This is a genomic window from Arthrobacter sp. 10T425 (assembly GCF_056393985.1).
In genome coordinates this window covers 267,936-281,826 of sequence record NZ_JBFTGZ010000004.1, presented here as the reverse complement: position 1 = coordinate 281,826, position 13,891 = coordinate 267,936, and the positions used below count along the sequence as shown (strand labels likewise).

General features: G+C 67.8%; 14 protein-coding genes. 4 read left to right on the top strand and 10 right to left on the bottom strand.

Annotated features, from left to right (window positions below; genetic code table 11):
- Nucleotides 1–86: 86 nt before the first annotated feature.
- From AC1DDH_RS07095 to AC1DDH_RS07070, 6 genes are all read right to left on the bottom strand, one after another.
- Nucleotides 87–290, bottom strand: a complete 204-nt coding sequence (locus AC1DDH_RS07095; protein WP_026266331.1) for a ubiquitin-like protein Pup — start codon at nucleotides 288–290, stop codon at nucleotides 87–89.
- A 90-nt stretch (nucleotides 291–380) separates the two neighbouring features.
- Complete coding sequence (gene dop / locus AC1DDH_RS07090) at nucleotides 381–2,054, bottom strand: depupylase/deamidase Dop (RefSeq protein WP_476850914.1); 1,674 nt, start codon at nucleotides 2,052–2,054, stop codon at nucleotides 381–383.
- Nucleotides 2,051–3,862 (bottom strand): proteasome ATPase, encoded by a 1,812-nt coding sequence (arc, locus tag AC1DDH_RS07085; protein ID WP_459384756.1) that lies wholly within the window; start codon nucleotides 3,860–3,862, stop codon nucleotides 2,051–2,053. Before arc ends, dop begins: the two co-directional genes overlap by 4 nt.
- Nucleotides 3,863–3,946: 84 nt before the next feature.
- Nucleotides 3,947–5,047: a tRNA (adenine-N1)-methyltransferase gene (locus AC1DDH_RS07080; protein WP_476955132.1), complete on the bottom strand. Its 1,101-nt coding sequence runs from the start codon at nucleotides 5,045–5,047 to the stop codon at nucleotides 3,947–3,949.
- A gap of 101 nt (nucleotides 5,048–5,148) precedes the next feature.
- Nucleotides 5,149–6,336, bottom strand: coding sequence for a site-2 protease family protein (locus tag AC1DDH_RS07075; RefSeq protein ID WP_476955131.1), 1,188 nt, complete (start codon nucleotides 6,334–6,336; stop codon nucleotides 5,149–5,151).
- The gene (locus AC1DDH_RS07070; protein ID WP_476955130.1) at nucleotides 6,329–7,126 is read right to left on the bottom strand and encodes an HAD family hydrolase; all 798 of its coding nucleotides are present in this window, start codon (nucleotides 7,124–7,126) and stop codon (nucleotides 6,329–6,331) included. The genes AC1DDH_RS07075 and AC1DDH_RS07070 overlap by 8 nt, the downstream gene beginning before the upstream one ends.
- 153 nt (nucleotides 7,127–7,279) lie before the next feature.
- Here AC1DDH_RS07070 and AC1DDH_RS07065 point away from each other — a divergent pair, with 153 nt between their 5' ends.
- A complete protein-coding gene (locus AC1DDH_RS07065) occupies nucleotides 7,280–8,185 on the top strand; it encodes a PAC2 family protein (protein ID WP_476850918.1) in 906 nt (301 codons plus the stop codon).
- Between the two features lie 168 nt (nucleotides 8,186–8,353).
- Nucleotides 8,354–8,872 carry a DUF1269 domain-containing protein gene (locus tag AC1DDH_RS07060; protein WP_476931012.1) on the top strand — a complete coding sequence of 173 codons (519 nt, stop codon included), beginning with the start codon at nucleotides 8,354–8,356 and terminating at the stop codon, nucleotides 8,870–8,872.
- A 71-nt stretch (nucleotides 8,873–8,943) separates the two neighbouring features.
- Here the strand turns inward: AC1DDH_RS07060 and mshC are convergent, their stop codons facing one another.
- Together mshC and AC1DDH_RS07050 are read right to left on the bottom strand one after the other, a co-directional pair.
- Nucleotides 8,944–10,224 (bottom strand): cysteine--1-D-myo-inosityl 2-amino-2-deoxy-alpha-D-glucopyranoside ligase, encoded by a 1,281-nt coding sequence (gene mshC / locus AC1DDH_RS07055; RefSeq protein ID WP_476955129.1) that lies wholly within the window; start codon nucleotides 10,222–10,224, stop codon nucleotides 8,944–8,946.
- 15 nt (nucleotides 10,225–10,239) lie between these two features.
- Nucleotides 10,240–11,073 (bottom strand): undecaprenyl-diphosphate phosphatase, encoded by an 834-nt coding sequence (locus AC1DDH_RS07050; protein WP_476855881.1) that lies wholly within the window; start codon nucleotides 11,071–11,073, stop codon nucleotides 10,240–10,242.
- A 50-nt stretch (nucleotides 11,074–11,123) separates the two neighbouring features.
- On the opposite strand from AC1DDH_RS07050, the gene AC1DDH_RS07045 reads away from it, so the two are divergent.
- A complete protein-coding gene (locus tag AC1DDH_RS07045; RefSeq protein WP_476955128.1) occupies nucleotides 11,124–12,059 on the top strand; it encodes an aldo/keto reductase in 936 nt (311 codons plus the stop codon).
- A gap of 24 nt (nucleotides 12,060–12,083) precedes the next feature.
- Here the strand turns inward: AC1DDH_RS07045 and AC1DDH_RS07040 are convergent, their stop codons facing one another.
- Nucleotides 12,084–12,368: a hypothetical protein gene (locus AC1DDH_RS07040; RefSeq protein ID WP_476955127.1), complete on the bottom strand. Its 285-nt coding sequence runs from the start codon at nucleotides 12,366–12,368 to the stop codon at nucleotides 12,084–12,086.
- Nucleotides 12,369–12,407: 39 nt separating this feature from the next.
- On the opposite strand from AC1DDH_RS07040, the gene AC1DDH_RS07035 reads away from it, so the two are divergent.
- Nucleotides 12,408–12,641, top strand: coding sequence for a DUF5703 family protein (locus tag AC1DDH_RS07035; protein ID WP_018772920.1), 234 nt, complete (start codon nucleotides 12,408–12,410; stop codon nucleotides 12,639–12,641).
- Between the two features lie 72 nt (nucleotides 12,642–12,713).
- Here AC1DDH_RS07035 and AC1DDH_RS07030 read toward each other — a convergent pair whose 3' ends face one another.
- Entirely contained in the window at nucleotides 12,714–13,877 is a 1,164-nt protein-coding gene (locus tag AC1DDH_RS07030) for an acyl-CoA dehydrogenase family protein (RefSeq protein WP_476955126.1), read from the bottom strand.
- Nucleotides 13,878–13,891 lie beyond the last annotated feature (14 nt).

Genomic DNA, 13,891 nt, shown 5'->3' with positions numbered 1-13,891 from the left:
TAACGCTCTCCCTCAACGTGGTGGATCAACGACTCTTCCGGCTCTTAGCCCCTCCCGCCGCCCTCATCCGGCGGCCGGCGGCGCTCCTATTGGCCGCCCTTTTGGACGAATGCGCGGACGAACTCCTCGGCGTTGGACTCCAGCACGCCGTCGATCTCATCGAGGAGATCATCGACGCCCTGGGTGGCTGCCGACGCCTGGGCGTCCGCCGGGGCCGGCGGCGCGGCGGGGACGTCCTCGTCAACCTCGGTGTCCCGCGACTGCGGCTGCTGCTGCTCCTGGCCTGCCATTGTTTTCTCCTTCATGTCCGTCCCTTTTCTCCTAAGGGACATCCTGTAGCAATAGTGCCACGCCCGGGGCGCCCGCGGGGGGCTTTGTTTTCAGGAACCGGGGCTGAGCCCGAGCAGTTCCGCCAGGAACGTCCCGGCCTCCCGGTGCCGGGCAAACAGGCCGCCGGTGAGGGCTTCGGTCCCGCGCAGCGGCTCGCGGGTAGGGACCCGCTGGAGCCTGCCTCGGCCGGGGACATCGAAGATCACCGAGTCCCAGCTGGCCCCCGCGAGGTCTGCACCGAACCTGCTGACGCAGCGCCCGCGGAAGTACGCCCGCGTGTCCGACGGCGGTTCGGTCACCGCACGGGCAATCGCGGCGTCGTCGACGATTCGGTGCATCCGGTCGCGCGCCAGCAGCCGGTAGTAGAGCCCTTTTTCGGGGCGGATGTCGGCCCACTGCAGATCCACGAGGCCCAGCCGTGCGTTGTCCCAGCCCAGGCCGTCACGCTGGCGGTAGCCCTCGAGCAGGGACAGTTTGGCGAGCCACTCGACTGAGGATGCGGCCGCCGCCCGGTCACCGCCGAGTTCGCTCAGCGTGGCGGACCACCGCTCCAGGACCTCGTGGGTGTGGCCGTCACCGTCCACGGCGTCCGCGACGCCGGTGTCCTGCGCGTGCTTGGAGGCGGCCTCGAAATAGATCCACTGGAGGTCCAGGGCGCTGATCCGCCGGCCGTCGCCCAGGCGCAGCAACCCGGTGAGCGAGGTGTCGTGGCTGACGGCCTGCAGCGCGGCGACGGGCTCATGAACTTCGATCCGCGGCGCCAGCCCGGCCTCGATCAGGCTCAGGACCATCGCGGTGGTGCCGAACTTGAGGAAGTTGGAGGCCTGGCTGAGGTTGGCGTCGCCGATGATGACGTGCAGCCTGCGGTATTTGTCCGCGGTGGCGTGGGGCTCGTCCCGGGTGTTGATGATGGGGCGGCGGATGGTGGTTTCCAGGCCCACTTCGGTTTCGAAGAAGTCAGCGCGCTGGCTGATCTGGTAGCCGGCCCGGGCGCTGTCCTGCCCGAGGCCCACCCGTCCGGCACCGCAAATGATCTGCCGGGTGACGAAAAACGGTGTGAGGCCGCGCACGATTTCGCCGAACGGCACCGAGCGGGGCATCAGGTAGTTCTCGTGCGAGCCGTAGGAGACCGACTTGTTGTCCGTGTTGTTCTTGTACAGGTTGATGGGCGGCAGTTCGGGATCCGCAGCGAGGCGCCGGACCGCGGCCAGTGCCACGAGGTCGCCGGCGGCGTCCCACGTGACGGCGGCGCGGGGGTTGGTCACCTCGGGGCTGGAATACTCCGGGTGGGCGTGGTCCACGTACAACCGTGCGCCGTTGCCCAGCACCATGTTCATCAGCAGCGTGCCGGACTCGTCCTCGCCGTCGGCCTCGAGTTCCTGCCGCCCGTAGGCGAGGGCGATCGCCTCGGCGTCGAGGACGGGAGGCTGGTCGGTGAGTTGTTCCGGGTCCGCGCTGCTGCGCTCCAAGGTCCAGCCGCGGGCGTCGTGCAGCGGTTCCTCGTCCGTGTAGTCCCACCGGGTCTCGGCGCCGCCGGCGGCCCGCTGCCGGGTCACCTGCGCGTACGCCTGAATGACCCGGGCTGACATCATCGTGGCGTTGGCTCCCGGGGCCGAGGGCGCGTGGATGCCGTATTCGGTCTCCGATCCCATGACCCGCATCGCCCCGCCGACCGGCAGCCCGCCCGCGGTGTCGGCGGGCTTGCCGGGGACAACAGCCGTCACAGGTACTGGCCTGTGCTGGGCATCGTCTCGATGGACTTCCCGGGCTCCTGGCCGGCCTTGCCCTGGACGATGGTGCGGATGTACGTGATGCGCTCGCCCTTCTTGCCGGAGATGCGTGCCCAATCGTCCGGGTTGGTGGTGTTGGGCATGTCCTCGTGTTCACGGAACTCGTCCACGACCGCCCGGAGCAGGTGGTCGATCCGAAGGCCCTTCTGGCCGATGGTCAACAGGTCCTTGATGGCGTACTTCTTGGCCCGGTCCACGACGTTCTGCACCACGGCGCCGGAGTTGAAGTCCTTGAAGTAGAGCATTTCGGTGTCGCCGTTGGCGTAGGTGACCTCGAGGTATTCGTTGGACTTCTCGGTGGAGTACATCGCCTCGACGGTGCGCTGGACCATGGCGTCCACGGTCGCCTGCACGTCGCCGTTGTGCTCGCCGAGGTCGGACTCGTGGAAGGGCAGGTCCGTGGTGATGTACTTGTTGAAGATGTCGGCCGCGGCCTCGGCGTCGGGGCGCTGGATCTTCACCTTCACGTCCAGCCGGCCCGGGCGCAGGATCGCCGGATCGATCATGTCTTCCCGGTTCGAGGCGCCGATCACGATCACGTTGTCCAGCCGTTCGACGCCGTCGATCTCGCTGAGGAGCTGCGGGACGATGGTGGTTTCGACGTCGGAGGAAATGCCGGTGCCACGGGTGCGGAACAGCGAGTCCATTTCGTCGAAGAACACCACCACCGGGCTGCCCTCGGACGCCTTTTCCCGGGCGCGCGCGAAGATCAGGCGGATGTGGCGTTCGGTCTCGCCGACGTACTTATCGAGCAGCTCGGGTCCCTTGATGTTCAGGAAGTAGCTCTTCATGTCCGTCTTGCCGGCGCGCTCGGCGGCCCGGGCGGCCAGCGAGTTGGCCACGGCCTTGGCGATCAGGGTCTTGCCGCAGCCGGGCGGGCCGTACAGCAGGATGCCCTTGGGCGCCTTCAGCCCGTGCTCCCGGTACAGGTCCGGGTGCAGGAAGGGCAGTTCGACGGCGTCGCGGATCTGTTCGATCTGCGGGCCCAGTCCGCCGATGTCCTGGTAGGTGATGTCCGGGACTTCCTCGAGCACGAGGTTCTCCACTTCCGAGCGCGGGATCTTTTCCAGCGCGTACCCGGTCCGGGAATCAATCGAGAGCGCGTCGCCGACCCGGAGCCGCTGGGCGAGCAGGGCACCGGAGAGCCGGATGACCCGCTCCTCGTCGGCGCGGCCCACCACCAGCGCACGGTCAGGCCCCAGCATTTCCTTGAGCGTGACGAGGTCCCCGGCCCGCTCGTAGCCGAGTCCGGCGACCACCATCAGGGCCTCGTTGAGCAGGACTTCCTGCCCGACGGCGAGCTGGCTGATGTTGACCAGCGGGCTGATCCCAACCCGCATCTTGCGGCCGGCGTTGAAGATATCCACGGATTCCTCCGTGGCCGCCTGGCCGCTGTTCCCGGCTGTCGGCTGCCGTTTGGGGTTGAGCTGGAGGATGGTGCCGAAGCTGTACGGCGGCTGTCCCTCCTGGTCGAGGGCGTTTTTCAGCCGAAGGATCTCGGCCTTGGCCGTTTCCAGCATGCTGACCAGTTTGGAGTTGTTCTGCGTCGCGGCGGCGAGCTGGCGGTCAATGTGGCGGAGCTTGTCCCGGAGGATGTTGACCTGCCGCTCGGCGACGGACAGTTCATTGGCGGCATACCGGTCACCCTCGCCGGCTGCGGCGCGGGCCGCATCCGTGCGGGCGGCAGCATCCGCTGCGTCCTCGGCCGGTGTGCGGCCCGGGTCAGTATTCGGAGTCTCCATCGTGCATCAGCCCCTTCCTGCTCTTCTGTTAAGACCATAGCCCTAAGAAGGCGGGTGCCGCTGGAGACATCCGAAATATGCTGCCTAGTTCGTTATCTCCGGGGCGTCGACGACGTTCGTTCCGGCGATTGCGTCGCGGGCGGCGCGGCGCAGCTTTTTGTCCGAGACCGCACGCTCGCCCACAGCGCCCGGGGTCCAGGCGTTGACGTCTTCTTCGTTAAAGTCGGTCTTGGAGGGGCGGCGCTTTACCGAAATGCCCGTGACGCCGTCGGCGAGGCGGCGGGTTACCAGCAGGAAACCCGTGTGGGCGACCATGCGGTGGTCCGGGCGGACGGCCAGGCCTTCGAGATGCCAGCCGCGGACCATGGATTCCCACGCGTCGGGTTCGGTGAAGCGTCCGTCCGCGCGGATGGCTTCGGCTGTCCGCGAAAGCTGCGTCACAGTCGCGACATAATTGATCCACACGCCGCCGGGGGCCAGGACGGTGGCGACGGCGTCGAGGCATTCCCACGGCGCGAGCATGTCCAGGACCACGCGGTCCACGGAGCCGGGTTCCTCGGTGCGCACCACTTCCTCCTGGAAGTCGCCAAGGGAGATCTTCCAGGCCGGGTGCGGTCCGCCGAAGATGGTCTCGACGTTGCCGCGGGCGATGTCCGCGAACTCCTGGCGGCGTTCGAAGGAATGCAGGTAGCCGTTGTCCCCCACCGCGCGCAGCAGGGAGATGGACAGGGCGCCCGAGCCGACACCGGCTTCGACAACGCGTGCGCCCGGGAAGATGTCCGCCATGGTCACGATCTGGCCGGCGTCCTTGGGGTAGACGACGGCCGCGCCGCGGGGCATCGAGAGCACGAAGTCCGAGAGCAGCGGACGCAGCGTCTGGTACTGCTGTCCGACGTTGTTGACCACCACTGAGCCGTCGGGCTTGCCGATGATCTCGTCATGGTTCAGGAAGCCCCGGTGGGTGTGGAAGGCCCCGCCGACTTCGAGGGTGATCGTGTTCATGCGGCCGCGCTCGTCCGTGAGCTGGACGCGTTCGCCTTCGCGGAAGGGTCCGCGGCGGCGCGCGGCGCCGGTGGCACCATTAGCGCTGGCGGCAGTGCTGCCCCCGGCGGCGGGAGTGTCGGTGCCTGCGGCGGCGGCGGTGGTGTTGGCAGTGTTAGTGCCTGCGGCGGTGTCGCTGCTCATGAAGATGTTCCTCGCTCCTGTAAAGCTGTGTGGCCGCGGACATGCCGGCGGGCACCGGTCCTTGCGCGTGGGGGCCGGAAATTCACGACCGCCCAGTAACTCTACCGGTTCTGCCCCTGGTTCTGGCGTTCGTTCCGGTACTTGCCCGTTATGGCCCGGACGACGGCGGACTGGCGCAGCAGCCCGGTGACGGCGCCCTCGCGGTTCACCACCGCGTACTCCTGGCCCTCGAGCTGGGCCAGGTACTGGACGAGCTCCTGGCCCTTGGACCATTCGGGGACATAGGCGCCCGCGCCAAGGGGGTAGGAGACCGCGGTCAGGGCGGTCGCTGCGGCCAGTCCGGCAGGCACACTGGCTGCGGCGCCGGCGTCGACGATGGCCACGGGACGGCCGTCCCGGTCGCACAGCACCACGGCGGGCTTTCCTGCCGGCGCCCGGTCCAGGAGGTCCGCGACCGTGGCGGTTTCCGGAAGGCCGAGGGCGGGTTCGGCGAGGGCCGCGGCGTCGACGAGGTGCAGCCGGCCCCGCAGGCGGGCCTGCTGGATCGCGGCCGACGCCCCCATCCACAGGAAGCTGCCCACCAGGGCGGTGATGAGGGTGAAGGAAATATCCGGACGTGCGCCGCTGACCAGCGGCAGGACTATGAACCACAGGGCGAGGGCGATCACGATGATCCGGCCCGCCCAGCCTGCCGCAATTGTGCCCTTCTCCTGGCTGCCGGTGGCTTTCCACACGGCGGATTCGACCAGCCGGCCGCCGTCCAGCGGAAGGCCGGGAAGGACGTTGAAGATGCCGATCAGCAGGTTGGCCCAGACGAAGATGTTGGCCAGGATGTCGGCCACGCCGTTCAGGTTGCCGTACGCAAGCGGGAGCCAGGCTGCGCCGGCAAGGACGAAGTTCGCGGCCGGGCCGGCCATCGCCACCAGGACGGAGCGGCCGGGTGAGGCCGTGAAGCTCTGGAACTGGGTGTGGCCGCCCCAGAGGTTGAGGACAATTTTCTCCGTGGGCCAGTGGAACAGCTTCGCGGTCAGCGCGTGCGCGAGTTCATGGGCCAGCACGGAAATCAGGAGCAGCAGCGCGTAGGCGAAGGCGACGAAGAAAGCGGTGACGCCGAGGCGCGGATTGTTGCTCTGCAGGACCGGCCCGTAGGCGATCACCGTGAAGGCCGCGATGATGAACCAGGAATACGCCAGAAATACCGGAATGCCAGCGATCCGGCCCAGCGGGATCCCTTCCCGGCGGTTCGCGGGAGTCCTGCCGGGTTGCCCCTGGCTGCCGGTGTCAGCCACGGGCGTGGCCCGCGGTCGAGAGTGTGGTCGAGACCGTAGTCGAGACCGTGCTTAAGTGGCCGGTTGGGTCCGCGGCGGCGCCGAAGGTAGCGTCCGGGAAGGCGTGCCGCAGGGCCACGAGCTCCTCCAGGTCAGCGACTGTCCTGCCCTCCAGGGTGTTCCAGGTGGCGCGGCGGGGATCGTGCGGGAGGGGCAGGATGTGCGGGATGGCGACCGTGACGACGCCGGAGGCCACGGCGGCGGCGACACCCGGCACGGAATCTTCCAGGGCCACGCAGTGGTGCAGGCCGAGCTCGGGATCCTGCTGCTGCAGGAGCTCAACGGCCGTGAGGTAAGCCTCCGGGTGCGGCTTGCCCTGGGTCACAGTGTCTCCCGTGACGAGGAACTCGAAGTAGGGCGCGGGCAGGCTCGCAACGATCTCCCGGGCCAGCGGGGCCTCGGACATGGTGACAAGGGCGCAACGGACGCCGGCGTTGTAGAGTTCGTCGAGCAGTTCGCGGGCCCCGGGCCGCCAGGGAATGGAGCTCCGGACCTGGCTGATCACGTGGCCCGTGAGGGTGTCGATGATCTCGCGCCGTTCCAGGGCCACGCCGGCTTCCTGCAGGATTCCCGCGGAAAACATCAGGGACTGTCCCACGAGCTGCATGGCCTGTTCGTGGGACCATTGTCCGCCGTGGGCTTCGACGAGTGCGTGTTCGGCTGCGATCCAGTAGGGCTCGGTGTCGACAATGGTGCCATCCATGTCCCAGAGCGCTGCTTTAAGGAGGGGCCGGGAAGCTGAGGATCGCATGCCTTCCAGTCTACGGGGAAGCCCGCGGCCGGGCGCCCGCGCTACGCCTACGGCGAATTCCGCGCGCCTGACCCTGGGATTTCGGGCGGAAATTGCGGTTCCTTGGCGCGCGATTGCCTGCGCGCGGCGGGTTCTTGGACGTAGGGTGATGGCATGAACAGCTTCGAGGCAGACCCCACCGAACCAGGCGCCGTCTCCGAGCCGGAGCGGCTGCTGCAGCCAGTCCCCGAGGGCCGGCGCATCACCGTCATGCTCGCGGCCTTCGAAGGCTGGAACGACGCCGGAGAGGCCGCCAGCGATGCCCTGCGCTACCTGAACAAGCTCTGGGGCGGCAAGAAGGTCGGGGCGATCGACGCCGACGAGTACTACGACTTCCAGTTCACCCGGCCCACGATCCGGCGGACAGCGGCCGGTGAGCGGAAGATCAAGTGGCCGTCCACGCGGATCTTCAAGGCCAGCGTCCCCGACTCGAATGTGGACGCCATCTTCGTCCAGGGCACCGAGCCGTCCTACAAGTGGCGTGCCTACACCGCCGAACTGCTGGTACATGCCGAGGCGCTGCATGTCGACTACGTCATCCTGGTCGGTGCGCTGCTGGCTGACGTGCCGCACAGCCGGCCCATTCCGGTCAGCACCTCCACGGACGACGCCGCCCTGCGTGAGCGGATGGACCTGGAGGCCTCGCAGTACGAGGGCCCGGTAGGGATTGTGGGCGTGCTCGGCGAGGTGGCCCTGCTGGCCGGGCTCCCGACCGTGTCGCTCTGGGCGGCCGTGCCGCACTATGTAGCCCAGGCCCCGTCGCCGAAGGCGCAGCTGGCCCTGCTGCACCGGGTCGAAGAGCTGCTCCAGGTCCCGCTGGACACCACGGAACTCGTGGAGGAGGCCGACGCGTGGGAACGCGGCGTGGACGAGCTCGCTACAGAGGATCCGGAAATTGCGGCGTATGTGCGCCAGCTGGAGGAGGCCAAGGACACCGCCGACCTTCCGGAGGCCAGCGGTGAATCGATAGCCCGCGAATTTGAGCGCTACCTCAAGCGCCGGGGCAAGGACAAGCCCTAGCCCGCGTCCCGCGTTTCCCTCCCCCTTCCCCCTCCCACCTTTCCCGCGCACTTCCCCTATGGGGGTCTTCCCCCGGACCAGAGTCTTATGACCCTGCCGGCGGCCGCCTGTCGCGGCGAGAGTTGGACCTGGCCGCGACGCCGGCCAACACCGAGTGGAGGGCACACCATGACAGATCACAACTACATCTTGTTCGTGTCGTCGTACGCCGACGAGGGCTCGGCGGCAGAGGATTTCAAGGCGATCAAGGGCTTGGACGACGCGGCCGTCGCGGCTGCCGTCGTCCTGTCGCGTGACTCCTCGGGCAAGACCGAGGTCAAGGAGCACGGCGGCGGACTGGTCGCCGGGGGCACCAAGGCCGGCGCAGTCGGCGGGCTGGTGGTCGGACTGTTCGCTCCGCCACTGCTGCTGTCCGGCGTGATCGGTGCCGGGATCGGCGCCGGTGTGGGTGCCATCAGGAAGCGGCACGAGGAGAAGTCCATCGGCGTCAACGCGGAGGAGTTTCTGCCGCCGGGCTCCTCGGCGATCGTTGCCATCGTCGATGACCTCTACCTCGACCGCGTCGACAAGGCGATCAGCAAGGCCACCAAGAAGGTCAGCAAGGCTGTCGACAGTGGTGACTACGACGCCGTCGTCAAAGCCGTGAACGAGGGCGACGAGAAGATCATCGAAGCCGCTTCGTCCTGACCGGCCGACGCAGCCACCGTGGAGACGGCCGCTGGGTTTTGGGATCTTCCTCCGGGCCGACCGAAAACCGGTTAGAGTTCGACGCCGAGCAGGGCGTTGACGGCGTCGCTCACCAGCGCGGCGTCCGTGGCCGAGGCCTCCCCCGGGGCTGCCAGGGCGGTCTTGGCCCAGGCATCGACAGCGGCGAGTGCGCCGGGCGCGTTCAGGTCGTTGGCCAGTTCGGTCCGCAGCCTGCCAAGCAGGGCCGCGGCGGAGCCTTCCGGCGCCACGGCGAGGGCCTCGCGCCAGGTGCGGAGCCGGTCTTTGGCCTCGGCGAATCCGGCGGCGGTCCAGGACCAGTCCGTGCGGTAGTGGTGGGCCAGGATCGCGAGGCGGATCGCGGCAGGTTCTTCCCCGTCAGCCCGGAGCCTGGAAACCAGGACAAGATTGCCCTTGGACTTGCTCATCTTCTCCCCGTCGAGGCCCACCATGCCCGCGTGCGCGAAGTGGCGGGCCAGCGGCACGCCCGCCAGCGAGTACGCGTGGCCGGCGCCCATTTCGTGGTGCGGGAAAATAAGGTCCGAGCCGCCGCCCTGGACGGTAAACGGCTTGGGCAGGTACTCCTGGGCGATCACGGTGCATTCGACGTGCCAGCCGGGCCGGCCCTCCCCCAGTTCGCCACCGGGCCAGCTGGGCTCGCCCTCGCGGGCAACCCGCCAGAGCAGCGGATCCAGCGCCTGGCGCTTCCCGGCCCGGCCAGGGTCGCCGCCGCGTTCGGCGAAGAGTTCCAGCATTTCGGCGTCGGAGAGTCCGGAAATGGATCCCAGGGTCCAGGCGTCGACGTCGTCCGTCGAGTGCTTCCCGGCGGCTTCGACGTCGTAGTAGACGTCGCCGTCGGGCTCGCCGCCGGCGCCGGGGACGCGGTACGCGAGTCCGTTGCGCAGCAGGCGCTCGATGGCGGGAACGATCAGGGGAACGGCCTCAACGGCACCGATGTAGTGGTCCGGGGCGAGGACGTTCAGGGCCTCCATGTCGGTCTGGAACAGCTCGATTTGGCTCGCGGCGAGGTCGCGCCAGTCGACGCCTGTGGCCGTGGCGCGCTCCAGGAGGGGATCGTCGACGTCGGTCACGTTCTGGACGTAGGCGACGTGCTGGCCGCCGTCCCGCCACGCGCGGTTGAGGAGGTCGAAGGCGACATAGCTGGCCGCGTGGCCCATGTGCGTGGCGTCATAAGGGGTGATGCCGCAGACATACATGGACTGCTCACCCGTGGCCTCCAGGGTCACAATTCCGCCCTTGGCGGTATCGAAGAGGCTCAGGGCGGGCATGCTGCCGGGGAGCTGGGCAACAGGGCGGGAGGTCCAAGATTTCACAGACCAAGCCTAGTGCTAGGCACTGATGACATTGAAACCGAGCAGCAGGAACAGGGACATTCCCAGGATGATCCGGTACCAGACGAAGAGCCGGTAGCCGCGGGTGGAGACGTATTTCAGGAACCAGCCGATGATGACGTAACCCACAATGAAGGCGATCACGGTGGCCAGGGCGGTTTCCGGGAGACCGTACGGGCCGGTGATGCCTTCCTTGGAGACCACCTTGTACAGCTGGTACAGGCCGCTGCCGAAAACGGCAGGGATTGCCAGCAGGAAGGAGTAGCGGGCCGCCGCCTCACGGGTGTAACCCATCAGGAGCCCGGCGCTGATCGTGCCGCCGGAGCGGGACACACCGGGGAAAAGGGCCAGGGCCTGCGCCAGTCCGTAATAGAGCCCATGTTTGTAGGTCAGCTGCGTCAGTTCACGGTCCTGCCGGCCGATGGTGTCGGCCACCGCGAGGACCATGCCGAAGATAATCAGCATGGTCGCGACGCCCCACAGGCTGCGGAGTACCGATTCGATCTGGTCCTGGAACAGCAGGCCCAGGACGATGATCGGGATGCTGCCCAGGATCACCAGCCAGCCCATGCGCGCATCCGGGTCCCGCCGGGACACTTTGCCGGTCAGCGAACCGGCCCAGGCACGGATGATCCGCAGGATGTCGCGCCAGAAATAGACGATCACCGCCGTCTCGGTGCCCAGCTGCGTGATGGCCGTGAAGGCGGCGCCGGGATCGGACGCTTCCGGGAGGAAGGCGCCGACAATCCGCAGATGGGCGCTCGAGGAAATCGGGAGGAACTCGGTCAGCCCCTGTACCAGGCCCAACAGAGCCGCTTGTATCCAGTTCACGTTTATAGACCCTACGTTACGAAGCAGCCCGACCCCGTAAGCTAGCTGACATGCAGCAGCGTTATGTCGGCAACAGTGGGTTGCGCGTGTCCGCCCTATCCCTCGGCACCATGTCCTGGGCCAGGGAAACCGAGGAACAGGATGCCGCCGCCCTGGTGCGCTCCTTCGTCGATGCCGGCGGAACCCTGATCGATACGGCGGCGTCCTACGCCGACGGGCAGGCCGAGGCGATGCTCGGCGGAATACTGGGCGACGTCGTGGCGCGCTCCGAAGTGGTGATCTCCACGAAGGCCGGACTGACGACGGCGGACGGGCGCCGCAGCGTCGACACCTCCCGCAACGGGATGCTCTCCGGGCTGGACGCGAGCCTGGCCCGGATGGGAACCGATTACGTGGATCTCTGGTTCGCGCACGCGTGGGATCCGAATGTTCCGCTGGAGGAAACCCTGTCAGCGCTGGACCATGCGGTGCGGTCCGGCCGGGCGCGTTACGCCGGTGTCTCCAATTTCAACGGCTGGCAGACTGCAAAGGCCGCCGCAATCGCGGGCTTCCCCCTCGTGGCCAACCAGTCCGAATACTCGCTCCTGCAGCGCAACGCGGAGATTGAACTCATTCCGGCCATCGAGGACGCGGGGCTGGGCCTGATGGCCTGGGCTCCGATGGGACGCGGCGTCCTGAGCGGCAAATACCGCGGCCACATCCCGGCTGATTCCCGGGCCGCCAACCAGCGGTTGGCGACGTACGTGGAACCCTATCTCGAGGGACGGGCGTCCAGCGTGGTGGAAGCCGTCGCCATGGCGGCGAAGGGGCTCGGCCGGACTGCCCTGGACGTGTCGCTGAGCTGGCTGTTGTCCCAACAGGGGGTGGCAACCGCCGTCGTCGGCCCCCGGACACCGGTTCAGCTCAAGGAGATCCTGGATTCGGCGCTCGCGCCGCTGCCGCCGGAGATCGCGCAGGCGCTCGAAGACGTGTCCGACCCCGGCTGAGGCCGCGGAGATCCGCAGGTCCCCCTAGTTCTCCGAATTCTCGAGGATCTCGAGGTCCTCTTCGTCGTCGACATCGTCTTCGTCGCCGTCTTCGTCGCCGTCTTCGTCGCCGTCGATCACTTCGAGCGGTGTCACTTCCCCATACGCCTCATACAGGGCGTCGTCGTAGACTTCAAAGGCATCGGCAACGGCGAAGAACGCCGCCTCGACCGCGGGATCCCCGTCACTTCTGCGGGCGGAGGCCGCCGCCAGGTGTTCTTCCAGTGCAGAGGTCAGGGACTGAAGCGCGACACGCGGATCGATGCTCATGACTTCACGTTAGTCGGAAAAAGACGAAAATGGAGAGCAATGAAAGAACATTTTCTGAGCAGCTCGGTCCGGCGGGAACGGGACTATGTCAAGCAGTACGAGTACCTCGTTCTGACGGTCGGTCCTGAGGATTCGCTCCCCGAGGCCCGCCGCCGGCTCGTGGAGCATTCCGAGTACGGCAAATGGGAACTGGAACGCAGCCGCCTCTACGTGGGCGGCGGGCGGCGTTTCTGGCTGCGCCGGAAAGTCATCCAGGTCCAGCGCACCGTCTAGGCCGCACACGGATCCCGGCCGCGCATCGGCCGGTATCGGCAGCCACGAACGCCACGGGGAGTCCTGGGCCCTCTAGGGTGTCTCCAGCGGGCCCAGCCAGGCGTTCGCCACGGTATTGTGCGCCGACTCGTCATCTGATGGGTGGAACATGCCGGCGAGCACGTCCCGGTACAGCCGCTCCAGCTCGGAGCCGCGGAAGTAGCTGGAGCCGCCGGATACCCGGATGGCGAGGTCCACCACGGTGCGCGCCGTCTCCGTGGCCCGGACCTTGAGCCCCACGAGCCGGGGGAACCATTGGCTGCCGTGGTCCGCGAGGGCGTCGACGTCGGCCGCTACGGAGGACAGCTGCGGGTAGAGCGCATCCATGGCCATCGCCGCCTCCGCCACCTTCCAGCGGATGTCCGGGTCCTGGGCGTAGCTGCGGCCGCCGTTCTTGAACGATGTCCGGCGCTGCACCGCTTCCACCCCGAGCGTGAGGGCCCGTTCGCCGATTCCGGTGTACACCGCGGCGAGGAGCGTCTCGAAGCAGGCGAAGATCGCGAAGATCAGGGGGTCGGCGTTTGGGCCCACCGGCAGTTTCCGGAAAATCCGTCCGGCCGGGACGACGGCGCCCTCCAGGAGGGTCGTGTTGGACTGGCTGGCCCGCATGCCGAGCGTGTCCCAGTCGGGCAAAATCTCGTAGCCGGGGGTTTCCCGGGTGATGAACCCGTGGACCAGTTCTCCGGCGCCGTCCGCGGCGTTGGCGTCCTTCCCGAAGATGCCCAGACGGGTCCACGCCGGTGACAGGCTGGTGAAGATCTTGCGGCCCGTGAAGCTGTAGCCGCCGCCGGGCAGCGGGACGGCCTCCGTGCGGGAATCGAACAGCACGGAGTCGTTGCCTGCCTCCGAATTGCCGAAGGCGAAGACCTCACCCTGTGCCGCCTCGTGGAGGATGAAATCCAGCGAGGAGTCACCGCGGGCGGCAAGGACGTGGGCGACGCCGGTCCACACCAGGTGCATGTTGACGGCCAGCGCCGTGGCCGGCGCCGCGGTCGCCAGCCGGCGTTGCAGCTGCGCCGCTTCCGCAAGCCCGAGTCCGAGTCCGCCGTCGATCACCGGGACGAAAATTTTCAGGTAGCCGGCCGCCGTGAGATCCGCGAGGTCCTCGTGGAAGAAGGCGTTGTCGCGGTCGTAGCCGGCGGCGCGGCCGCGGATCCGTTCCAGCAGCGGACCACTCAGGATGTCCTCGGGCGTCATGGCAGGCGGTGTCC